This window comes from Pseudomonas sp. NPDC089758 (assembly GCF_044748705.1).
GTDB classification, from domain to species: domain Bacteria; phylum Pseudomonadota; class Gammaproteobacteria; order Pseudomonadales; family Pseudomonadaceae; genus Aquipseudomonas; species Aquipseudomonas putida_X.
In genome coordinates this window covers 191,749-213,950 of the sequence record NZ_JBIVGN010000002.1, presented here as the reverse complement: position 1 = coordinate 213,950, position 22,202 = coordinate 191,749, and the positions used below count along the sequence as shown (strand labels likewise).

Sequence of the window (22,202 nt, the reverse complement as noted above, 5' to 3'; positions counted from 1 at the left end):
CTTGGAAGAGCCCTTACTCCGTAGTGGTCATGACGTGTCTTCACATTATCTGTTCGTCAAGAGTGTTATTAGGTTTCGCGGCCAGCGTTTACGTCACTCACCTTTAGACTGTATGGTGCGCCTGCCTCCCGCGGGGGGCAATGCCAATCCACCGTAAGGGCCGCTGAGATAATCCATGCTAAGTGCTGGGTGATAATAGGTATCGCATGGCCAGAGCCAATACCACCTTTCAATGAATCGATTCTGTTCCCGTTGTGCTCGCGCGCGTTTTTCCGGCGTTTGATCTTTCCCTCGGCTAGCTGATTCGGCATGAATGAGCTGCGCAAATGCGCTCCACAGCAGATGCAAGCCCTGCTGCTGAATGCGTAAACAAAGATCTACATCGTTGAAAGCAACAGGAAAAGCGAGCTCGTCCAGCCCGCATACCGAGTCAAACACCGATTTCTTGAGCAAAAGACATGCCGCGGTAACTGCGCTCTGTCGACGTACGATCTGGTTCATCCCCAGATAGCCAGCGTCCCGCTGCTCCAGATTATTGCCAGTATGCGCCGCAAGGCCATTTACGCCTACTACCACGCCGCCGTGTTGCACCATGCGGTTAGGCCACAATAGTTTCGCTCCCACCGCGCCAACCCCTGGTCGGAACAGTTGAGCGATCATTTCCTTAAGCCACTTGCTGTCAATAACCTCGATGTCATTGTTCACGAGGCCGATAACTTCACCCGTAGCAATGCTCGCCGCACGATTATTAATGGTCGAGTAGTTAAACGGGTAGGGGTGTGCCAGTACGGTCACGCCGCGTGCCTTCATATCCTCGAAATAAGACAAGGTGTCGGGGTCGCTCGACTCATTGTCGACAACAATGATTTCGAGGTTTGGATAATCTGTGTCGTTTAACAACCCTTCAACACACGCGTGCAACAGCTTGAATTGGTCCCGGGTAGGTACGATCAAGCTCACCCGCGGCAGTTGCTCTGGCAGAGGCCAATGCGCCCTGAGCAGTGCGGGGTAGTCCTCCACACGGCTCACTGTCGTACCAGGGGCCAATTCTTGGCAGAGCCACTCGATGGCACGCAGTCGTTCGGACGATGGCTCTGCCTGCTCGGGGCTGGCTGGCGCATTGTTGGTACGGTGGTAAAGCACTCGGGGCAAGTGCACCACACTCGCGTTGCTCTCTTGGGTGGCCAATGCAATCGCGGCAACCAAGTCATGCCAGCCTACCGCAGATTGTTCGGCACGCGCTGTCAACAGATTCAATGCCTGCTTGATGATGTCTGCGCCGAATATTGCTCCTGGAGTGAAGATATCCGCACCGATGAACAGGTCAATGTCCCACACTGGCTTCAGCCAAGGGAGGCTGCGCTCACCTTGTGGGCCGTCACGATCGCAGTCTGCAAATGCCCAGGCACTGCCATCGTCCAGCAACGCACTAAGGTGCGCGAGGGCCAACGGGGCCAAGCGATCACCTGCCGCCAAAGGTAGAATTCGATCACAACCCTCTGCCAACAGTTGCTGCACGGCGGGTGCCAAATCGGTAGGGGAGGCGATGTCGACTTGATGTACGTTTGCACGGTCAGTACCCAGGCTTTCAAGGCTGGCCTTTTCCTGCTCGCAATCCCCTGCGCTGATGATCAGCAAGCCGACCTTGCCTTGCATGGCAGGCTTTTCCAGGCCCTCCATGCGCTGAAACGCCTCGAACCATTGCGGGTAGAGATGCCACCCTGCGCTTTTGGGCAAGCGCATTGACTGCTCTTTGGCCACTTCAGTGAGCAGGGCGATGGTTGCCGGATCCTGCTTCGCATCCAGCTGCCGAATCAAACCCTCTACGCCTTCCGGCCAGCAGCACAGGCGAATCGGGCTGCCGGCAAGCGGTTGCCCGCGATCATCGACTACATCCAGCACATGCACCTTGCCATCGGCCAACTCCCACGGCAGGTCAATGGCAAAGCCGTGATCGCTGGTATCGCGATACGCCAGTGCCTGGTTATGCACATTGCAAGTCGCAGTGCAGATGACCTGATTCCCTTCGCGCACAGTCACTTCAACATGACGGCGTGGTGATTGCGGGTCCCATGACCAGCCACCTACGCGTAGACCACCGGTGTGCCACACCTGCGAGGTAATGGCCCAAGCTTGCTGGCTGGGAGCAGCAGGCAAATGTACCTGGCCTTCCAGCTCGAATGCCTGGTTGGCGATGCGTGCCGTAATCACTCGCGCTTCGTCCAGCCAGCTTCTGCGCAGCTGAACGGTGAACCCATGGAACTGATCACCCACTGGGGCGAGTGGTTCGTATTGGTCTGCACGCGCCAAGGCGACGGTCGCGCCGTCGATGAATACTTCCACCACCGGGCGCAGTTCCGGCTGGGCGGTATCGATTGCCCAGCCTTGCAGCACATCCCCCTGCAGGCCAATGATGGCCCCGGTGTAACCGTTAAGTTGGACGGGTTGCTGGCCCGCCTGGGGCTTTTCCAAGAGGTCTTGAGTCATCAGGCTTGGCTCAGTGAAAAGGGTAGGGAAGTGGTTGGGCTCGCGCCGGCTTCGGCGGCCAGCGGGCTTGGGCTCGCAAACAGCGGGGCGGCCAGTTCGTCGGCCAGCAGCGCTGCCTGCCAGTCGGCGCCGGGGGCGTCATCCAGGCTTAGCACGCCGCCACAGCCTGCAGCTACGGCGCGTTCGGCCAGGCTGAAACCGTGCAGGGCCGGCAGCCGGTAGACGGCGCCCGTAGCCTGGAGTGCCTTAAGCCAAGGGCTGTCGTCTTTGGCCAGTAGTACGAGCGGCAACTGGTCGCTGATGATCTGCCGTGCCAGGGCCAGCCAGCGTTGGGCAATTGCCGGGTTGCTCAGGCTGTCACCAATCAGCAGCACGCGTGGCGTATCTGCCGAGACTGGTGGGTCTTCGGTAGGGCCTGGCAATACGAGGTTCGCCTTGGGTAGGGCCCTGGCGTAGTCGCGGTGCAAGGCTTGCCATGGCAGCTGTACGCTTGTGGCATTGTGAGCGAAGTGCTGCCAGTCGAACGCTTCATCCTGGCTCAGCAGCCGGCTATCGCGGCAAATGATGCTGTAGGGCATGCCCAGAAGGGCAGGCAGCTCGCACAGGGTGACGGGGCAGCGCGCCAGTTGCTGGTAAGCGATACCGTTCAGCGGCAGCAGGCGCAGTGCCTCGACCAACTGGGGGTATTCGCCCGGCAGTTCGAAGTCGAGGGTCAAGGGCAGTGGCTGCAGTGGGGCTTGCAGGGTCGCCCAGGTGCGATGGTGCTCATGGCGCCAGGCGAGGTTGAATGCCGCGTCGCTGTGTGAGCCGTTGTGGATGTGCAGCGTTTCGCCGGGGCTGGATGTTGCGCATTGCTTGAGGGGGGATGGGGCGGCTGAGGGCCTCATCGCCGGCAAGCCGGCGCCTACAGTGGGCTCGCCGGTTTGGGTTGGCCAGTGGGCTTGGCGGGTATCGGGGGGCAGGCTGGTCAGCTTGGCTAGGCGCGCTTTTTGTAATGCTTGGCGGGCCGGTTTGATCGGGTCGCGCAGGCAGAAGGTGTTGTAGCGGGCGGAGGCGTCTGGGTAGCGTTTGCGCAGAATAGCGTTGTTGTGGGCCACGCGCAGGGCCTTTTCGGCGCCGAACGAGATGCCGCCCTGGTGCGCCACGAACACATTGGGCGCGCCCATGTGCCGCCAGCCGTGCTCGCGGGCGCGCAGGCACCAGTCGGTTTCTTCGCCATAGCCACGCGCAAGGTGGACTTCGTCCAGGTAGCCCACCTGGTCCAATGCCTCGCGCTTGATGTACAGGCAAAAGCCACAGCCGGTTTCTATTTCCATTGGCGGGCTGTCGGTTTGGCGGGCCAGGTCATCCAGTTCGGCTTGCGCTTTGGGGCAGGGCATGGCGTGGCTCACCCGGCTCTGCGGGAAGCTCATCAACTCGCCATTGTTGGTGAACGGGGTGACCGAGGCGATGCTGGCATCGCTGTAGGCCACCTGGCGCAGGCGGTCGAGCCAGGCGCCATGCACGCGGGTATCGGCGTTCAGCCACACCACGTCCTTGTTCGGGCTCAGGGCCATGGCGCGGTTCATGCTGCGGATGAACCCAAGGTTCACGGCATTGTGCACCAGGGTGATCTTACCTTTGGCGGCCAGCACTTTGAGTGCCTTGGCCAGGCCGGGCACGGGGGTCTGGTCTTCGATCACCACCAGCCGGTGCGCGGTGCGGTTGAGCTTGCGCGCCTCCAGTGCGCTGTTGATGCATTCCAGGGTTTCGTTGAGGCCGTCATACACGGGGATCAGCACGTCGACTGGCTGCTGTTCGCCGCCGCCGTTCACGCTGGCGGGCGGCACGAATGCCGGCATCGCGAAGACGGGGCTGCCGAGCAGTGCAGTGCCGTTGGCGAAGCGCAGGTGTACTGCCGCAGTCACGTTCGGCACGCTCACCCGCAAGCCGCCATGGGTGGCAGGCAGCCCGGCGGCGCTCAGCAATGGGTGCTGGGCAGTGGCCTGGGTGTCGAACTGCTTGCCGTTGGCTTCGATTTTCAGTGCTGCCGGTGCCTGCAGGTTGGCCAGGTCTATGGCCCAACCTTGTATCTCCCGCTGTTCGGGCAGGTAGCGCACCACGCCGACCGTGCCGGGCGCGTCAGGTTGCGCGGCCAGCAGCTTAAGCACCTGTGCCAGTTCCTGGCCGGTGTGAATGTCAGGCAGGTGGGCAAGCACCATGCGGCGCAGTTCGGCGGGAGTTTCCGATTGGCTGCGTGCTTGCCACAGCGTCATGCGCAGGGCGAGGTCGTTGGGCTGGGTTTTCCAGGCCGTGGTCAGGTAGCGGGTGGCGAGTTGGAAGTGCTTTTGCGCCAGCAGGCTGCGGCCGATCAGGGCGTGGATGTCCGCCCGGTCGGGTAGTGCCTTGGCGGCATTGGCAAAGAATAAAAAGGCCAGCTCAGGCGTTTGCGGCAATGCCGCGATGCCTTTCCACACCAATGCTTCCGGCCGGTACTCGGCGGTTTGCATGGCACGCTCGAGTGCAGCAGCCGCTAGGCCCTGCTCGTTGGCTTGGCGATGGCGGTGGAACATGTCCATGAGCGTTTCTCGCCCATGGTCGAGGTGTCTGGACATAAGCTTGGCTTGGCTACAAAAAATAAAAAGAGGGGCGACCCGAAAGTCGCCCCCTTTTGCATGCACCCCGCCTTGCGGCGGAGTGAATGCCTGGCTACAGCAGGGCTAGTTACACCTGGCCGTGCAGTACAACGACGTTGTCGATGTTTGCAACAGCTTCGTTGGAACCAACGATGCCGATGGCCACGTCGGCGTGCGAAGCGCCTTGGGCGATCTGGGCAGACCAGTAGTCCTTCTCGCCTTCTTCCGAAGCACGGTCCAGAGCGGACTGGTACAGCGACTCGATGAAGTCGTTGTTGGCTTTAACGCCAGCTTCGTCCGAGGTGACGATGTCTTTGGCAACATCGGCACGGCTTGCGCCGTTGAACAGCGAGGATACCCAGAAGTCCAGGTCCTGTTGCTCAGCTTCGCGGCCCAGTACGTTGGTGTACAGGTCACGGATGAAGTCGCCGTTCGAAGCGTCCAGGGTCTGAGCTTCGCTGGAAACAGCGATAGCAGCAGCCACGTCAGCCAGCGAACCACCGTTGGCCAGCATGTCGGTCCAGGTGCTTGCACCCGAATCGTCAGCAGCACGGCCCAGCAGCGCCTGATACAGCTCGTTCACGTCGGTAGCGTTGTTAGCGCCGGCGTATTCGTTCGAGTTCAGGAACTCGTTGGCGATGTCGGTCAGCGAAGTGCCGTTGTTGACTTGGCCAACGAAGGACTTGGCGCCTTCCAGGTCTGCGTCACGGTCCAGTACGCCTTGGAACAGGCGCAGTGCAGCGGCTTCAGCATCGCTGTAGGCCAGAGCAACGGTCTCGACTTCTTCGCCGTTGACGAAGGTCAGGAACTCGGCGTTCGAGATCGAGGCAGTCTGGTTGCCGGTCAGGGTAACGTTGAAGTTGGCGTTGGTGGCGAACGCGTAGTCTTCACGCGAGCCGTCCAGCTGAACCACGTCGTAGCCAGCGCCGGTGTCGACGATGTCGGTGTGGTCTTCACCGCTCAGCACGACAGTGTCGTTGCCCGAGCCAGTTTTGACGTTGTTGTTGCCAGCGCCAGCGATAACGGTGTTGTTGCCGTTGCCGGTCACGATGGTGTCGTTACCGTCACCGCCGTCGATGAAGGTGTTCTGGTCGCCATTGACGGTGATTACGTCGTTGCCGTTGCCAGTGGTGACAACCAGGCCGATTTCGGCGTTGGCGTCAGCGGCTACAGCTACGTCGGCTGCCAGGGCAGCGAAGGCGGCTGGGGCAACGTTGCCCGACTGGCCTTGCAGGGTGACGTTCAGGCTGGCATCGCTTTCCAGGATGTAAGCGCGAGCGCCGGCAGCTTCAGCTGCGGACAGGTCCAGAGTGACCAGGTCGGTGGCAACACCGGCGATTTCGCCGGTAACAACGTCAACGGCGCCGCCAGCTGGCAGCTCCAGGTTCACGCCGTCGAAGCTTGCAACGTTAACGCTTGCGCCTTCGGCTTCCAGGCCCAGCAGGGAGCTGATCGCGTCAACAGTGCTGTCGGACAGGGTGGTAGCGGCCAGGAAGGTCTGGAACTCGGTGGACGAGACGGGGCTATCGTATTGCATGGTGTATTCCTGTTACTTCAAGCCAATTGGCTTGTTGCACTGAGGTTCTGCGGTTGCGCAGAGTTTTCCCACGGAGACTTAGAGCGGGCAGCGTTCATCTTCGTAACGGGAGTAACGGCGATATGCAGCGCCACCAACGGCTCGTTGCCGGTGGGGCCATGCATCATCTGATTGGCGAGCAGGCGTTGTGGCTCGGCATTGCCGAACACGATAAGGCCTGTCAATTCGTAGTGTTTGCGCAGCGGCCCAACCAGGCTGAAGCCCACGCAGATCAGCGGCAGGCCTTCGCCTCGCGCGCCAACGAAGGTGCCGGTGGACACATTACGGCTGGGGCCGGAGCCGGCCACCATGCAGGTGTAGAGCAGGTCGACGCCATCCGGCTTGTTCGGCCAGTTGATAGCGAAGCTCTCGATGAATTCGTCGCTGCCGGGCGTGCCGATGCGGCCTTCGCTCGAAACCACTTCGCCTGATTTTTGCAGGTGCGCGGTGAGCTCGAAGGCGGTGGGGCTAGCGGTTGCGGTAAGGCTGGGGGCAGGCTCGCTGCTGGCCACCACGGCAAAAGTGCGCATGATGGCGGGCGAGGTGTCGATGCGGTCGATGCGCAGATCGACCGGGTCGATCACGTCGTCGAACATGTGGTATTCGGTGATCAGTACGGTGGTCACGCCACCTTTGACCCGGGCCACGATGGTGTCGCCCAGTTTGGTCAGCATGTTCTTGCTGACGCCCTCGGCGGGGAAGAAATCGATCGAGCCTTTGCCAAGCGGTGCCTGTTGCAGCGCAATGCACACGGGTTTATCGGCCGGTGGCTGCGAGGCATAACGGAAGATGTACATGCCCGGCTCCAGCAACGTTACGCGGGAGCTGATCTTCAAGCCATCGAGAGGCTGGGAAGGCATAGACATGGCGTTGTTAAGCTCCTTTTAAACGAAACACCGGTAGCTAACTTGCTCAAACCCGTGCGTACACCAAAACGGCCGGTAAAGGCTCCCTGCGAGGAGCGAAGATGAAGGGATGGGATAATGTTGTCAACTCGCAAAGGTAAAAAAAATTTCACTGAAAAACTGAACTAAATCCTCGGGTTAGCGCTCGCAGGCCACGCAGGGCGCAGGCTGAAGTGACTGATGGGTCTGTGATCAATGCGGTTTTTTTTCGTTAAAATCAATGACTTGATGGATCTGTTGTTTCTGGAGTCAATTTTTAATTTACTCTGACTTTGGTGCGGCAGGCTGCCGCAGCCTGTGTTGCCGTTGGTCGTTTTTAAAGAAAGGCATGGCCTTCTGCCGCGTAAGTAAGCAGTGACGCAGCTTTTTTATGCCTTTTTGTTGACTTGCATCAGGGTTTTTTCATAAACAAGGCGTTTCGTCGGCTTTGTCTGCACCTGGCCTCTTGATAGGGCAGGCTGCGTTCTTCTCGGTGGGTGTTACACTGCCCGCCGCTTTTGTCATTCTCAGTATGGATACCATGAGTTCACAATCCGAAAATAACCTGCAAACCGCACTCAAAGCCTGTAAAAGCAGCTTCATTTCGGTCGGTTTCTTCAGCTTCTTCGTCAATGCGCTGATGCTGGTGCCCACTTTCTTCATGATCCAGGTGTCGGGCCGGGTAGTGCCATCCAGTAGCACTTCTACCTTATTCATGCTGGTCTTAATCATGACGATGCTGCTGATCACGATGGGCGCGTTAGAGTGGGTGCGGTCCCGCATCATGGTGCGGATCAGCAACCGTTTAGACGTGATGCTGAGTCGAGATGTGTACAGGGCCAGCTTCAAGCGTGCTTTGAACAGTGGTGGGGCGGATGCAACAGCTCAGTCGCTCAATGATCTAACGTCCCTGCGACAGTTTCTGACAGGACCAGGGCTCTTCGCCTTTTTTGACGCTCCTTGGTTCCCGATTTACACCGTTGTCATGTTTCTGTTCCATCCTTGGTTCGGCTGGACGACGCTAGCGTGCGGAGCAGTCTTGACCGTGTTGGCAGTGGTCAACCATCGACTCACGGGGAAGGCGTTGGCAGCTGCCAACAAGGAGAACGTAGCATCCAACGTGGTAACCACCATGAGCTTACGAAATGCGGAGGTCATTGAGTCGATGGGTATGCTGGAGACTCTGATGAACCGTTGGGCCAAGCGCCAACGGCACATCATGCTTCTCCAGTCGGATGCGAGCGATAAAGGCGGAATTGTTAGCTCCAGTTCTAAGACTTTTCGCACCTGGTCTCAATCAATCATGCTTGGCATCGGTGCCTATCTGGTTGTAACTCATGAAATCAATCCAGGCCTGCTGATGGCTGGATCAATCTTACTGGGTCGAGCGCTAGCCCCGATCGATCAGATGATCGGAAGCTGGAAAGGTTTCGTCGGAGCTAAGGTCCAGTACGATCGCCTAAACAAGATTATGGATGATCTAGGCAGTGAGCCAGAGCGCATGCCACTGCCTGCCCCGGAAGGCCACATTCAGGTGGAAAACCTGATTGTCGCACCCCCAGGGGCCAAGGCTCCGGTACTTCGCAGCATCAGCTTCGTGGCGCCAGCCGGCTCGGTCGTCGGCATCGTTGGCCCGAGCGCTGCGGGCAAGTCCACCTTGGTGCGTGCGCTGATGGGCATCTGGCCGCCCCAGCACGGCGTAGTGCGCCTGGATGGCGCCGACATCTCGACCTGGGACAAGCAGGCCCTTGGCCCGTACGTCGGCTACCTGCCGCAGGACATTGAGTTGTTCGAAGGCAGTATCAGCGAAAACATCGCCCGCTTCGACAAAGTCGACCCGGAGAAGGTGGTGCAGGCGGCGCAGATGGCCGGTGTGCACGAAATGATCCTGATGCTTCCGGACGGCTACGACACTGTGATTGGCAAGGACGGCATCAACCTTTCTGGTGGCCAGCGCCAGCGCATCGGCCTTGCCCGTGCCGTTTATGGCAGCCCGCGCCTGATCGTGCTCGACGAGCCCAACTCCAACCTGGACGATGTGGGCGAGCGCGCACTGGGCGTAGCCCTGCAAAAGCTCAAGGAAACCGGCGCCACGGTGTTCATCGTGTCGCACCGCCCCAACATCCTCACGCGCCTGGACCGCATCCTGGTCATGGCCGGCGGCACCATCTCGATGTATGGCGAGCGTGATCGTGTCATCGCCGAGCTGGCCGCGCAGCAGGCCAAGGGCCAGCAGCGCGTTGCTCAACCGGCTGCGCCGCAACCTCCCGCAGTCGCACCCACCGCGCCTCGCCCCGCTCCCCCTGCGGCTCCTGCCGCTGCGCCCGTCACCTCGACCAGCACTGGCGCATAAAAGGATTTTTTGATGAGCAGCAAAGCAATCACCACGTTCGACCACAATTTCGATGACATGCCCACCTCCGATCGCGGTATTCGCCGCATCGGCCTCACCATCGTTTTTGTTACCTTCGGCATTTTTGGCACCTGGGCAGCGGTCGCCCCTTTGAGCAATGCCGTCCACGGCTCTGGCGTTGTCACCGTGCAGAACTACCGCAAGACCGTTCAGCACTTGGAAGGCGGTATCGTCAAGGAACTGCTGGCCCGTGACGGTGACCTGGTCAAACAGGGCGACCCGCTGATCGTGCTGGATGAAGCTCAACTAAGTTCCGAGTATGAGTCCACCCGTAACCAGCTGATCGTGGCTCGCTATAAAGAAGCGCGTCTGCGCGCCGAGCGCGATGGGTTACAGGCTATTGCGGCTGTAACCATGGAGGGCACCGATTCGGACCGTGCCATGGAAGCCCTGGCAGGTGAGCAGCAGGTGTTCAAGGCGCGGCACGATGCGTTGCAAGGCGAGATATCGGTCAACCGCGAGCGCATCGAGCAGATGAAGCAGCAGATCGCTGGCCTCAATGACATGATTCGCACCAAGCGCAACCTGGAAAAGTCCTACACCGGTGAAATCAAGCAGCTCAAAGAACTGCTGGCCGAAGGCTTCGTCGATAACCAGCGCCTGCTCGAGCAGGAGCGCAAACTCGACATGCTCAAGACCGAAGTGGCCGACCATGAGTCGACCATCACCAAGACCAAGCTGCAGATCGGCGAAACCGAGCTGCAGATCGTGCAATTGAAAAAGAAATTCGATTCGGATGTGGCCAACGAGCTTTCCGAAGTGCAGGCGCAGGTGTTCGACTTACAGGAGCAAGAAGCTGCGCTGCGGGACCGCCTATCGCGGGTGGTGATCCGCGCGCCGGAAAGCGGCATGGTGCTGGACATGAAGGTGCACACCATCGGCGGTGTGGTCAGTGCGGCTACGCCACTGCTCGATATTGTCCCTGCTTCTTCGGAACTGGTGGTCGAAGCCAAGGTTGCGACGAAAGACATCGACCGCCTCGAACTGGGCAAGACGGCGGATATCCGCTTCAGTGCCTTCAACCAAGCGACAACCCCGGTTATCGAAGGCACGCTGATCCGTATCTCCGCGGATAGCCTGACTGAGGAACGTACCGGGGACCCGTACTACCTGGTCCGGGTGAAGGTTACTGAAGACGGCATGAAAAAACTCGGCAACCGCAAGCTGCAACCAGGCATGCCAGCTGATGTCCTGATCAACGCAGGCGACCGCACGATGCTGCAGTACCTGCTGAAACCGGCGCGCAACATGTTCGCTGAATCGCTGATCGAGGAATGATTGTGCTGCGTTTGCTACCTGGTGTTTTGATTTGCATGACTGCCTGGCAGGCGATGGCGGTGGAGTCCCAGGGCGGAATGCCAAGAGGTGTTGCCGCATCGACCTACGCCCTGGACCTCGCAGGGCTCTACCGCGAAGCCCGTCTGGAAGACCCTCGCGTGCTGGCTGCCTACGCCCGGGCGCGTTCGGCGGCCGAGCAGCAGCGTGAAGCCTTGGGTGGCTTGCTGCCGCAGGTGTCGGCCAACGCCAACTCCAGCCGTGTGTTGCGCAAGAACGAACTGTCGCGCGACATTTATAACAACGAAACCTACTCCCTCAGCCTGACCCAGTACCTGTACAACAAGCCGGCCTGGGAGCGTTACCAGAAGTCCAAGAGCGTCAAGGCCCAGAAAGGCCAGCAGGCCGAGGATACCTTGGCCGAAGCGACCGTCGACCTGGCCAAGCGCTACTTCGTTGCCCTGGCGGCAGACGATGAGCTGGCGCTGGTGCAGGCCGAGCGCCGCGCCACGCAAAAGAACCTTGACCGCGTCAGCATGATGTTCGACCGGCAGATGGCCAAGATCACCGACAAGCTCGACATGCAGGCGCGTGTCGATTCGCTGGCGGCGCAAGAGGTCGACGCACGCAACCAGGTGCAGGTCAGCCGTGAGGCATTGGCCGAGATTGTCGGGCGGCCAATCAATGAACCGCTGAGCCGGGTGCGAAATGATGTGGCACTGCAGGCGCCGACGCGCCCGCTGCAAAGCTGGATTACCCAGGCGGTTGAAACCAACCCGATGCTCAAGGCCTCGCAAAGCGGCGCCGAGGCGGCCAATGCCGCGGTGCGTGAGGGCAAGGGCGAGCATTATCCTCAGCTGTCTTTGAGTTTGAGTGCACAGCAAAGTGACCAAGGGTACGACAACACCCAGGCGCCGCGCAGCGACAGTTATGTGGCCACGCTCGGGGTGAAAATCCCAATCTATAGCGGCGGTTCCACTTCTGCCCGGGTGCGGGGGCTGTATGACGAGCAACTGGCGGCCGAAGAGCAGATGGAAGGCGTTCGCCGCCAAGTGGTCAAAGAAACCACCACGGCGTATCTCACTGCCCAGTCCAGTGTCGAGAAGATCCGCGCCAACCGTAATGCGTTGTCCTCAGCGCAGAAGTCCAGCGTTGCCGCGCAAAAGGCGTTCACCTACGGCGTGGTCAACGCCGTGGATGTGCTGACGGCCGTACAGAACGAGTTCAAGGCGCGGCGTGATCTGTTGAGATCGCAATATGATTTCATTACCAACCTGTTCCTGCTCAATCGCTGGGCAGGGGAGTTGAATCAGGAAAGCGTGGACAACGTGAACGTGTGGTTGAGCCCGGTGCCCGAGACCAGCTTGCCTGGTGGCGATGTGGCCCGTGTTGATGGCGCGGCTGCTGCGCGGCCCGTGGCTGGTAAGGCGGTGCAGGGTGCAACTGCGCTGAATTGAGCGCAGGAGTGGGTGAGCGCCGCCCGCGCGGCGCTCGATCTCGTAGGCCCTGCAAAATCCCTCGCCAGGTACCTGCCCCACCCACCACACCTATCGCCGGGGAAAAACTACCGGCTGCCCAACACAAGCTTTTTCTGAGTCGAGCACATCGCCCAACAGATGTATACTCCGTCACCGAACCTTAACGTGCGCGCGGCAGGAACAGCCCGCGCCGGTCTAATAATCACACATGCCCGCACGGCACTATCGGAGTTGGTTAAGTCGCATGAAAGCAATCGTCACTGGGATCACTGGTCAAGACGGCGCCTACCTGGCGGAACTGCTGCTGGAAAAGGGCTACACGGTCTACGGCACCTACCGTCGCACCAGCTCGGTCAACTTCTGGCGCATTGAGGAACTGGGGATCCACACCAACCCCAACCTGCACCTGGTCGAGTACGACCTCACCGACCTGTCGGCCAGCATCCGCCTGCTGCAAACCACCGAAGCCACCGAGGTGTACAACCTCGCCGCGCAGAGCTTCGTTGGCGTGTCGTTCGAACAGCCGCTGACCACCGCCGAAATCACCGGCCTGGGCGCGGTCAACCTGCTCGAAGCCATCCGTATCGTCAACCCGAAAGTGCGCTTCTACCAGGCCTCCACCTCCGAAATGTTCGGCAAGGTGCAGGAAATCCCGCAGGTAGAAACCACCCCGTTCTACCCGCGCAGCCCCTACGGCGTGGCCAAGCTGTACGCTCACTGGATGACCATCAACTACCGTGAGTCGTACAACATCTTCGCCACCAGCGGCATCCTGTTCAACCATGAGTCGCCTCTGCGCGGCCGTGAGTTCGTGACCCGCAAGATCACCGACTCGGTAGCCAAGATCAAACTCGGCCTGCTCGACAAGTTGGAGCTGGGCAACCTCGACGCCAAGCGCGACTGGGGCTTTGCCAAGGAATACGTCGAAGGCATGTGGCGCATGCTGCAGGCTGACGAGCCAGACACCTTCGTGCTGGCCACCAACCGTACCGAAACCGTTCGTGACTTCGTGACCATGGCCTTCAAGGCAGCCGGTATCGAAATCAACTGGAGCGGCAAGGACGAGGCAGAGCAGGGCACCTGCGCCGCCTCCGGCAAGGTACTGGTCGTGATCAACCCGAAATTCTACCGCCCTGCCGAAGTGGAGCTGCTGATCGGCAACCCGGCCAAGGCCAAGGAAGTGCTGGGTTGGGAGCCAAAAACCAGCCTGGAAGAGCTGTGCCGCATGATGGTCGAAGCCGACCTGCGTCGTAACGAAAAAGGGTTCTCGTTCTGATGCAAATGGCCAGTAAACGCGCGCTTATCACAGGGGTTCAGGGGTTCACGGGCCGCTACATGGCGGCCGAGTTGCGAGCCAGTGGCTATGAAGTAGTCGGTACGGGCAGCCAAGTGCTGGATGCCCCGGACTACCACCAGGTCGATCTCACCGACGGCCCGGCCTTGCGCGCGTTGCTGGCCGAAGTGCAGCCGGATGTCATCGTGCATCTGGCTGCCATTGCGTTTGTCGGGCACGGCGCAGCCGATGCGTTCTACCAGGTCAACCTGGTCGGCACGCGCAACCTGCTCGAAGCCATCGCAGCCTGCGGCAAAGCACCGGATTGTGTGCTGATTGCCAGCAGTGCCAACGTATACGGCAATGTTTCCGAAGGGATGCTGGGCGAGCAGACGCCGCCGGCGCCCGCCAATGATTACGCGGTCAGCAAGCTGGCCATGGAATACATGGCGCGGTTGTGGTTCGACCGTTTGCCAATCGTCATCACGCGCCCCTTCAATTACACCGGTGTTGGGCAGGCAGAAAACTTCCTGCTGCCCAAGATCGTTTCGCACTTCAGCCGCAAGGCAAGCACCATCGAACTGGGCAACCTCGACGTATGGCGCGATTTCAGCGACGTGCGTGCGGTTGTGCAGGCTTACCGCGGGCTGATCGAAGCGCGCCCGCTGGGGCAGACGGTGAACGTCAGCTCCGGGCAAACCCATTCGCTGCGCGAAGTCATCGCCAAGTGCTCGGCCATTACCGGGCATCAGATCGACGTACAGGTGAACCCGGCTTTTGTCCGCGCCAACGAGGTCAAGACCTTGTGCGGCGACAACAGCCTGCTGCGCAGCCTGGTACCCGGCTGGCAAACCCCGACACTGGATGAAACCCTGGGTTGGATGCTTGCGGGTAAATGAAGCTCATCCTTTCCGTCGAGCCGATCCGCTTCCCGCTGACCGGCATTGGACGCTATACCTACGAACTGGCGTCGCGGCTGCAGAACAGTAGCGAGATCACCGACCTGCAGCTGTTTGCCGGTCGGCGCTTCCTGCCAGGCTTGCCCCAGCCGTCGGACCAGTCCGATGCCGTGCATGGCCTAAAGCGTTTCGTGCAGAAGAACGCCTTGGCGGTCGAAGCGTATCGCCGGCTGATGCCCTTTTTGCGCAAGCGGGCCTTGCAGGGCTATGAGCAATTCATCTACCACAGCCCCAACTACTACCTGCCGCCCTTCGCCGGCCGCAGTGTGGCGACCTTCCACGACTTGTCGCCATTCACCTGGGCGCACTGCCATGCGCCGCAGATAGCGCGTTACCTGCAAAAAGAGCTCACGCTTACCCTGGAACGCGCCGATGCGTTGATCACCGATTCGCACTACACCCGTCAGGAGCTGGCCGATTACTTTGCCTGGCCCATTGAGCGGATCCACGCGGTGCCGCTGGCCAGTTCGCCAGAGTTCTACCCGCGTAGCCCCGACATGCTGCGCGAAACCCTTGCCCGGCACGGCCTGGAACCGGGCGGTTACAGCCTGTTCGTGGGCACCATCGAGCCGCGCAAGAATATCGAAACCTTGCTGGACGCTTACGGCAGGTTGCCGCTGGCGCTACGCCAGCGCTGGCCGCTGATGCTTACCGGCTACCACGGCTGGCGCAGCGAAGCGATCCACGCCCGTATCGCTCAGGCGCAACAGCAGGGCTGGGCCCGTTACCTGGGGTTCGCTGCCGCCCAAGACCTGCCCTTGCTGTTTGCCGGGGCCCGGCTGTTCACCTTCCCGTCGCATTACGAAGGGTTCGGCTTGCCCGTGCTCGAAGCCATGAGCTCCGGGGTGCCGGTGGTGTGTTCCAACAGCTCTTCACTGCCTGAAGTGGCAGGCCAGGCCGCCTTGATGTGCGCGCCCGACGACGTGGACGGGCTCACGGCGTTGTTGCAGCGCGGGCTTGAGGATCAAGCCTGGCGCGCGGCCGCGGTAGAGCAGGGGCTGCGCCATGCCGGCGGGTTTTCTTGGGAGCGCTGCACACAAGCCACCCTCGAGGTTTACCGCAAAGTCAGGGAAGGGCAATGATCAAGGTTCTGCATTTTTTCAAGACCTACTACCCCGACTCCATGGGCGGTATCGAGCAGGTCATTTTCCAGATCGCCGAAGGTTGCCGAGCCGAGGGTATCGATTCGCAAGTGCTCTACCTCAGCAACCGTGGGGCGGCGCGCAACCAGCCGGTGGCCAACCACCTGGCCCACCGCGCCAAGCTTGACCTGCACGTGGCCTCTACCGGCTTCTCGCTGTCGGCCCTCAAGGACTTCACCGAGCTGGCCAGGGAGGCGGATATCGTCCATTACCATTTCCCCTGGCCCTACATGGACCTTGTGCATTTCATGGCACGGGTGAACAAGCCGTCCGTGGTGAGCTACCACTCGGATATCGTCAAGCAGAAGTGGTTGCTCAAACTCTATCAGCCGTTGATGGCCCGCTTTTTCCAGAGCGTGGACCGGGTTGTCGCATCCTCGCCCAACTATGCCGCGCATAGCCCGGTGCTGACGCGCTTCAAAGACAAGGTCTCGATCATCCCCTATGGCCTGGACCGGTCGACCTACCCCAAGGCATCCGCGCAAAAGCTGGCGTACTGGCGCGCGCGGTTGGGTGAGCGGTTTTTCCTGTTCGTCGGCGCGTTGCGCTACTACAAGGGCCTGGACTACTTGCTGCAGGCCGCGCAACTCAATGGCTTGCCAGTGGCGATCATGGGCGGCGGCTTCCTCGAAGGGCAGCTCAAGCAGCAGGCCGCCGAACTGGGGTTGGACAATGTGCACTTTCTCGGCGGCCTGCCCGATGAAGACAAAGCCGCGCTGCTGGAGCTGTGCTACGGCTTCGTGTTCCCGTCGCACCTGCGCTCCGAGTCGTTCGGCATTTCGCTGCTGGAGGCGGCCATGTACGGCAAGCCGCTGATTTCTTGTGAAATGGGTTCGGGTACCACGTTCATCAACCTGGCCGATCAGACCGGGCTGGTAGTGCCGCCACGGGATGCCACGGCGTTGGCACAGGCCATGCAGCGCCTGTGGGACACCCCAGCCATGGCCCAGGCCATGGGGGCCAAAGCGTTGCAGCGCTATGAAGAGGTCTTTACCGCACCTTTGATGGCCGCCTCATACGCTGAGCTTTACCGTAGCCTGTTACAAGGCAGGCAAGGCCCCGCCTGATTCCCAGGGGCCGTTTGCACTTGCACTATTGTTACGCCTGCGGGCTGGATGTTCACTCATGGATAGACAAACCATTCTCGTCACCGGCGCCAGCGGTTTTGTCGGCAGCGCGCTCTGCCACAGGCTGGCTTCAATCGGCGTGTACGCCCCTCGGGCGGCTTTGCGCCGTGCTGGGACGGGGCCGGCGGACATACCGGCGGTCAACGTAGGCGACCTGGCCGCCACGACGGATTGGGCTGAAGCCTTGGCCGGGGTGGACGCCGTGGTGCATGCCGCCGCGCGCGTGCACGTCATGAAAGAAACCGCCGCCGACAGCCTGGCCGCGTTCCGCCGGGTCAATGTCGAGGGCACGCTCAACCTCGCCCGGCAAGCAGCAGCGGCGGGGGTACGGCGCTTCGTGTTCATCAGCTCGGTCAAGGTCAACGGCGAGACCAGTATTCCGGGCCAGCCCTTGCGTGCCGATGATGCAGCCATGCCGCTGGATGCCTACGGCATTTCCAAACATGAAGCGGAGCAGGGGTTATGCCAGGTAGCCGTGGCCACCGGTATGGAGATCGTGATTATTCGGCCGGTATTGGTCTATGGCCCAGGGGTCAAAGCCAACTTCCACAGCATGATGCGCTGGGTGCAGCGCGGGGTGCCGTTGCCATTGGGGGCTGTCGATAACCGTCGCAGCCTGGTCTCGGTGCAAAACCTCGTAGATCTTGTGGTTACCTGCATCGATCACCCGCAGGCCCGTAACCAGACTTTCATGGCCAGCGATGGCGAGGATGTGTCCTTGAGCGAGCTCTTGCGGGCCTTGGGGCGTGCGCTCGGCCGCCCGGCGCGGCTGTTGCCGGTGCCCCCGGCCCTGCTCCAGAGCGCTGCCAATCTGGTTGGCCGGCACGACCTGGCCCAGCGTTTGCTAGGGTCTTTGCAGGTGGATATTGCCAAGAATCAGCTGCTGCTGGGCTGGCGCCCCCCGTTCACCTTGCAGCAGGGGCTTGACGCCACCGCCCGCGCTTTTCTGGAAGGCCACCGCCCATGATATGGCTGATTATCGCTGCTGGCCTCATTTCACTTGCCCTGACCGCAGGGCTTCGGCGTTACGCGCTGGCGCGCAGCTTGCTGGACATCCCCAATGCGCGCAGTTCGCACACCTTGCCCACGCCACGCGGTGGCGGCCTGGCGTTCGTCATTACATTCCTGGCCGCCCTGCTGGTGCTGGGGTGGAGCGGGGTGGTCCCGTTCCGATTGCTGGTCGGCCTGCTCGGGGCCGGGGGGCTGGTGGCGCTGATCGGCTTCATGGATGACCACGGGCATATCGCCGCACGCTGGCGCTTGCTCGGCCACTTTGTAGCGGCCGCCTGGGGGTTGTACTGGTTGGGGGGCATGCCTGCGATTACGCTGTTCGGCCTACCGCTGGACATTGCCTGGCTGAGCGCTATCCTCGCCGCGTTGTACCTGGTCTGGCTGTTGAACCTCTATAACTTCATGGATGGCATCGACGGTATCGCCAGTATCGAGGCCATTTGCGTGTGCCTCGGCGGTTGCCTGCTCTACGCGATTACCGGTCACCCACAGGCGATCGGGTTGCCCTTGCTGCTGGCGGCGACGGTGGCGGGTTTCCTGGCCTGGAACTTCCCCCCGGCGCGGATATTCATGGGCGATGCCGGCAGTGGTTTCCTGGGTATCGTACTGGGCCTTCTGGCACTGCAGGCAGCCTGGATAAACCCGCTATTATTCTGGGGGTGGTTAATACTTATGGGTGTGTTCGTGGTCGATGCCACGTTCACATTGGGGCGGCGCCTGTTGCGGGGCGAAAAAGTCTATGAAGCCCATCGCAGCCATGCCTACCAATATGCGTCACGGCAGTACGGCAGCCATCTACCCGTCAGCCTGGCGGTGGCGGCCATCAATATCGGCTGGTTGCTGCCCGTGGCTGCAGCCGTGCTGCTGTTCAAGCTTGATGGCGCAGCGGGAACCTTGATTGCCTACGCGCCTCTTACACTGCTGGCGATCAAGTATCGCGCAGGCGAACGCGAATAACATGGCCAGAGTGGGCTGGGGCATATGTGGCTTAGGAGAACCGGATGAGTGACGCGAATAAAGACAGGGTGCGCCAGTACCTGGTGAACCTGTCCCGGCGTCAGAAGCGCCTGATACAGGTGTGCACCGACGTCGTGCTTATCTGGTTTGCCCTGTGGCTGTCGTTCATCGTGCGCCTGGGCATCGATGAAATGTACAACCCCATCATCGAACACACCTGGCTGTTCCTGGCTGCGCCGATCGTGGCTATTCCGCTGTTCATCCGCTTTGGCATGTACCGCGCGGTGATGCGCTACTTTGGCAATGATGCGCTGGTTGCCATCATCAAGGCGGTCACCTTGTCCTCCTTGATACTCGCTGTGGTGGTCTACTGGTACAGCAACCATCAGGTCATCGTGCCGCGTTCGATCATTTTCAATTACTGGTGGCTGAGCCTGGTCATCATGGGCGGCTTGCGCCTGATCATGCGCCAGTATTTCCTCGGCGACTGGTTCAGCGGTGCTCATCAAATCCCTTTTACCAACCGTGACGATGGCCAGGTCAAAGTCGCCATTTACGGCGCTGGCACGGCCGGCAACCAGTTGCTGGCGGCATTGCGCATGGGGCGTGTGATGCGTCCTGTGGCCTTCATCGACGATGACGGCGACCTGGCCAACCGGGTCATCTCCGGCCTGCAGGTGTACAAGCCCAAGCACCTTGACCAGATGATCAAAGAAACCGGCGCCCAGGAAATACTCCTGGCGCTGCCAACCGCTTCACGCGCGCGGCGTAAAGAGATTCTCGCCTTCCTCGAGCCTTACCCCTTGCATGTGCGCAGTGTGCCGGCGTTTGCCGACCTGGCCAGTGGCCGGGTAAAAGTCGATGACATCCAGGACGTCGACATTGCCGACCTGCTGGGGCGCGACCCGGTGCCGGCGCAGGATGAACTGCTTTGGCGGTGCAACAAGAAGCGTACCGTGCTGGTGACTGGCGCGGGCGGCTCGATCGGCTCCGAGCTGTGCCGGCAGATCATCGGGCTGGAACCCAAGACCCTGCTGCTGTTCGACCACAGCGAATTCAACCTGTACAGCATCCTCACCGAGCTTGAGCAGCGCATTACGCGCGAGTCTCTGGCGGTGCAGTTGCTGCCGATCCTGGGCTCGGTGCGTAACCAGCAGCACCTGGCCGATGTGATGAGCACCTGGCGGGTGGACACCGTGTATCACGCTGCGGCCTACAAGCACGTACCCATGGTCGAGCACAACGTGGCCGAAGGCATTCTCAACAATGTGTTTGGCACGTTGTGCACGGCGCAGGCCGCGCTGCAGACGGGCGTGGCCAACTTTGTGCTGATCTCCACCGACAAGGCCGTGCGCCCGACCAACGTGATGGGCAGCTCCAAGCGGCTGGCCGAGCTGATCCTGCAGGCGCTGAGCCGCGAAGCGGCGCCGGTGATGTACGGCGACAGCAGCAAGATTTCCCGGGTGAACAAAACCCGCTTCACCATGGTGCGCTTCGGCAATGTGCTGGGTTCTTCCGGTTCTGTGATTCCGTTGTTCCACCAGCAGATCAAAGCCGGGGGGCCGCTGACGGTGACCCACCCGAAGATAACCCGCTATTTCATGACCATTCCCGAGGCTGCGCAGCTGGTGGTGCAGGCGGGCGCGATGGGGCAGGGGGGCGATGTGTTCGTGCTGGACATGGGCGAGCCGGTGAAAATCGTCGAACTGGCAGAAAAGATGGTCCACCTGTCGGGCTTCAGTGTGCGCAGCCCGGATAACCCGCACGGTGACATCGCCATCGAGTTCAGTGGGCTACGGCCCGGCGAGAAGCTTTATGAAGAGCTGCTGATTGGCGATGACGTTTCCCCTACGGCCCACCCGATGATCATGGCGGCCAACGAAGACTTCATCGCCTGGGAAGTATTGCGCGAGCGCTTGGCCGTGCTGTTCAAGGCAGTGGCCGAAGATGACTTTACCCGCGTGCGGCAACTGCTGCGCGAACTGGTCAGCGGCTACTCGCCAGAGGGTGACATCGTCGACTGGGTTTACCAGCAGCAGCGCCGGGACCGTTAGCACTGCCCTTGCTCTTTCAATGCGCTGGGCACCTTCCTACAGCTGACGCCATTGTGTGCTGTCAGCTGTTGAATTTGGTAACCAATCCCTTGATCCGCGGGCTTTCTCAGGGGCCTTCGAGCCGTTAGTTTTACCGGGCAGCCAAGGAAACGCTGCCTCGTAAACTTTCTCGAAGGAGTGTCCACAATGCGTAATATCGTTCTTTCCTACCTGTTCCTGCCACTGTTCGCTGGCCTGTCCATGGCGACCAGCGCCGCGCCGGCAGCCAGCGCAATGATGGCCGAGCCGGCACCTGTGGTGGCTCAAGCGGCTGCCTCGGCTGGCCGGCTGAACTTGAACAGTGCAGATGCAATCACGTTACAGCAGGGCCTCAACGGCATCGGCAAGGCCAAGGCTGAAGCGATCGTCGCATACCGGGAGGCGCACGGGCCATTTGCGTCGGTGGACGAGTTACTGGAGATCAAGGGCATCGGCAAGGCGCTGCTCGAACGCAATCGTGACAAGTTGACGGTGGAGTAGGGGGCACTGTCATCCGCTAGCCCGTCTTGCTTGTACTAGCGCCCTTGAGTTCGAGCGCCGCCCGCGCGGCACTCGAGCTACGCAACCCCAAATACGCAGGGCATTCAAAACACCGTACCCTAGGCCTACCGATCCCGCGCATCCTTGGCATCCGCCTCGGCATTGCGCTCGTGTACCTTCTTCAACTGCTCGTCGGTCAAGGGCAGTTTCTTCGCCGTATCGCGCAACATCATCAACCCGCCCACGATCGAGCCAAGGGCTAAGATCAGTATCAGCCAGGCATACCAAGGCATGGGGTTATCTCCTGTGATCGCACACAACGTGGCGTGTATGCATGTTGAGCAATGGCCGTATTCATTGGTTCAATTATAGGAGCCGGGCACGGCCTGGCCAAATCTGGTGATCCGCGGCCCCCAAAGCCTGGGCCACTTC

General features: G+C 60.7%; 16 protein-coding genes. 11 read left to right on the top strand and 5 right to left on the bottom strand.

Annotation, left to right across the window (positions count from 1 at the left end):
* Nucleotides 1–93: 93 nt before the first annotated feature.
* The 4 genes from ACIPZH_RS03710 to ACIPZH_RS03695 all read right to left on the bottom strand — a co-directional run bounded on the left by ACIPZH_RS03710 (nucleotide 94) and on the right by ACIPZH_RS03695 (nucleotide 7,538).
* On the bottom strand, nucleotides 94–2,487 hold the full coding sequence (locus ACIPZH_RS03710; protein ID WP_400635181.1) for a glycosyltransferase: 2,394 nt from the start codon (nucleotides 2,485–2,487) through the stop codon (nucleotides 94–96).
* Nucleotides 2,487–5,045 carry a glycosyltransferase gene (locus ACIPZH_RS03705; protein ID WP_400635335.1) on the bottom strand — a complete coding sequence of 853 codons (2,559 nt, stop codon included), beginning with the start codon at nucleotides 5,043–5,045 and terminating at the stop codon, nucleotides 2,487–2,489. The genes ACIPZH_RS03710 and ACIPZH_RS03705 overlap by 1 nt, the downstream gene beginning before the upstream one ends.
* A 145-nt stretch (nucleotides 5,046–5,190) precedes the next feature.
* Complete coding sequence (locus ACIPZH_RS03700) at nucleotides 5,191–6,639, bottom strand: DUF4214 domain-containing protein (protein ID WP_400635180.1); 1,449 nt, start codon at nucleotides 6,637–6,639, stop codon at nucleotides 5,191–5,193.
* 17 nt (nucleotides 6,640–6,656) lie between these two features.
* The gene (locus ACIPZH_RS03695) at nucleotides 6,657–7,538 is read right to left on the bottom strand and encodes a hypothetical protein (protein ID WP_267823909.1); all 882 of its coding nucleotides are present in this window, start codon (nucleotides 7,536–7,538) and stop codon (nucleotides 6,657–6,659) included.
* A 565-nt stretch (nucleotides 7,539–8,103) separates the two neighbouring features.
* Between ACIPZH_RS03695 and ACIPZH_RS03690 the strand changes: the two genes are divergently transcribed.
* From ACIPZH_RS03690 to ACIPZH_RS03640, 11 genes are all read left to right on the top strand, one after another.
* A complete protein-coding gene (locus ACIPZH_RS03690) occupies nucleotides 8,104–9,915 on the top strand; it encodes a type I secretion system permease/ATPase (RefSeq protein WP_400635178.1) in 1,812 nt (603 codons plus the stop codon).
* Between the two features lie 12 nt (nucleotides 9,916–9,927).
* Nucleotides 9,928–11,253, top strand: a complete 1,326-nt coding sequence (locus ACIPZH_RS03685) for an HlyD family type I secretion periplasmic adaptor subunit (protein WP_400635176.1) — start codon at nucleotides 9,928–9,930, stop codon at nucleotides 11,251–11,253.
* On the top strand, nucleotides 11,250–12,707 hold the full coding sequence (locus ACIPZH_RS03680; protein WP_400635174.1) for a TolC family outer membrane protein: 1,458 nt from the start codon (nucleotides 11,250–11,252) through the stop codon (nucleotides 12,705–12,707). Before ACIPZH_RS03685 ends, ACIPZH_RS03680 begins: the two co-directional genes overlap by 4 nt.
* Before the next feature lie 265 nt (nucleotides 12,708–12,972).
* Nucleotides 12,973–14,004, top strand: a complete 1,032-nt coding sequence (gmd, locus tag ACIPZH_RS03675) for a GDP-mannose 4,6-dehydratase (protein ID WP_241802931.1) — start codon at nucleotides 12,973–12,975, stop codon at nucleotides 14,002–14,004.
* A complete protein-coding gene (locus tag ACIPZH_RS03670) occupies nucleotides 14,004–14,900 on the top strand; it encodes a GDP-mannose 4,6-dehydratase (RefSeq protein WP_267821909.1) in 897 nt (298 codons plus the stop codon). The genes gmd and ACIPZH_RS03670 overlap by 1 nt, the downstream gene beginning before the upstream one ends.
* Nucleotides 14,897–16,042: a glycosyltransferase family 1 protein gene (locus tag ACIPZH_RS03665; protein ID WP_349976079.1), complete on the top strand. Its 1,146-nt coding sequence runs from the start codon at nucleotides 14,897–14,899 to the stop codon at nucleotides 16,040–16,042. The genes ACIPZH_RS03670 and ACIPZH_RS03665 overlap by 4 nt, the downstream gene beginning before the upstream one ends.
* Complete coding sequence (locus ACIPZH_RS03660; protein WP_400635171.1) at nucleotides 16,039–17,169, top strand: glycosyltransferase family 4 protein; 1,131 nt, start codon at nucleotides 16,039–16,041, stop codon at nucleotides 17,167–17,169. Before ACIPZH_RS03665 ends, ACIPZH_RS03660 begins: the two co-directional genes overlap by 4 nt.
* A 58-nt stretch (nucleotides 17,170–17,227) precedes the next feature.
* Nucleotides 17,228–18,196, top strand: a complete 969-nt coding sequence (locus ACIPZH_RS03655; protein ID WP_400635169.1) for a UDP-glucose 4-epimerase family protein — start codon at nucleotides 17,228–17,230, stop codon at nucleotides 18,194–18,196.
* Entirely contained in the window at nucleotides 18,193–19,197 is a 1,005-nt protein-coding gene (locus ACIPZH_RS03650; RefSeq protein ID WP_267821914.1) for a glycosyltransferase family 4 protein, read from the top strand. Before ACIPZH_RS03655 ends, ACIPZH_RS03650 begins: the two co-directional genes overlap by 4 nt.
* A gap of 44 nt (nucleotides 19,198–19,241) precedes the next feature.
* A complete protein-coding gene (locus tag ACIPZH_RS03645) occupies nucleotides 19,242–21,251 on the top strand; it encodes a nucleoside-diphosphate sugar epimerase/dehydratase (protein ID WP_241802936.1) in 2,010 nt (669 codons plus the stop codon).
* A 186-nt stretch (nucleotides 21,252–21,437) separates the two neighbouring features.
* The gene (locus ACIPZH_RS03640) at nucleotides 21,438–21,770 is read left to right on the top strand and encodes a ComEA family DNA-binding protein (protein ID WP_400635166.1); all 333 of its coding nucleotides are present in this window, start codon (nucleotides 21,438–21,440) and stop codon (nucleotides 21,768–21,770) included.
* A 125-nt stretch (nucleotides 21,771–21,895) separates the two neighbouring features.
* On the opposite strand, the gene ACIPZH_RS03635 is transcribed toward ACIPZH_RS03640, so the two are convergent.
* Nucleotides 21,896–22,063, bottom strand: coding sequence for a DUF2897 family protein (locus ACIPZH_RS03635; protein WP_241802938.1), 168 nt, complete (start codon nucleotides 22,061–22,063; stop codon nucleotides 21,896–21,898).
* Nucleotides 22,064–22,202: the final 139 nt, after the last annotated feature.

Excerpts from the sequence above, each read along its gene's own strand:
- ACIPZH_RS03680 (WP_400635174.1), top strand. The coding sequence starts at position 11,250 with ATGATTGTGCTGCGTTTGCTACCTGGTGTTTTGATTTGCATGACTGCC.
- ACIPZH_RS03685 (WP_400635176.1), top strand. The coding sequence starts at position 9,928 with ATGAGCAGCAAAGCAATCACCACGTTCGACCACAATTTCGATGACATG.
- ACIPZH_RS03695 (WP_267823909.1), bottom strand. The coding sequence starts at position 7,538 with ATGCCTTCCCAGCCTCTCGATGGCTTGAAGATCAGCTCCCGCGTAACG.
- ACIPZH_RS03635 (WP_241802938.1), bottom strand. The coding sequence starts at position 22,063 with ATGCCTTGGTATGCCTGGCTGATACTGATCTTAGCCCTTGGCTCGATC.
- ACIPZH_RS03700 (WP_400635180.1), bottom strand. The coding sequence starts at position 6,639 with ATGCAATACGATAGCCCCGTCTCGTCCACCGAGTTCCAGACCTTCCTG.
- ACIPZH_RS03650 (WP_267821914.1), top strand. The coding sequence starts at position 18,193 with ATGATATGGCTGATTATCGCTGCTGGCCTCATTTCACTTGCCCTGACC.
- ACIPZH_RS03660 (WP_400635171.1), top strand. The coding sequence starts at position 16,039 with ATGATCAAGGTTCTGCATTTTTTCAAGACCTACTACCCCGACTCCATG.
- ACIPZH_RS03705 (WP_400635335.1), bottom strand. The coding sequence starts at position 5,045 with ATGGACATGTTCCACCGCCATCGCCAAGCCAACGAGCAGGGCCTAGCG.
- ACIPZH_RS03665 (WP_349976079.1), top strand. The coding sequence starts at position 14,897 with ATGAAGCTCATCCTTTCCGTCGAGCCGATCCGCTTCCCGCTGACCGGC.
- gmd (WP_241802931.1), top strand. The coding sequence starts at position 12,973 with ATGAAAGCAATCGTCACTGGGATCACTGGTCAAGACGGCGCCTACCTG.
- ACIPZH_RS03670 (WP_267821909.1), top strand. The coding sequence starts at position 14,004 with ATGCAAATGGCCAGTAAACGCGCGCTTATCACAGGGGTTCAGGGGTTC.
- ACIPZH_RS03640 (WP_400635166.1), top strand. The coding sequence starts at position 21,438 with ATGCGTAATATCGTTCTTTCCTACCTGTTCCTGCCACTGTTCGCTGGC.
- ACIPZH_RS03645 (WP_241802936.1), top strand. The coding sequence starts at position 19,242 with ATGAGTGACGCGAATAAAGACAGGGTGCGCCAGTACCTGGTGAACCTG.
- ACIPZH_RS03690 (WP_400635178.1), top strand. The coding sequence starts at position 8,104 with ATGAGTTCACAATCCGAAAATAACCTGCAAACCGCACTCAAAGCCTGT.
- ACIPZH_RS03710 (WP_400635181.1), bottom strand. The coding sequence starts at position 2,487 with ATGACTCAAGACCTCTTGGAAAAGCCCCAGGCGGGCCAGCAACCCGTC.
- ACIPZH_RS03655 (WP_400635169.1), top strand. The coding sequence starts at position 17,228 with ATGGATAGACAAACCATTCTCGTCACCGGCGCCAGCGGTTTTGTCGGC.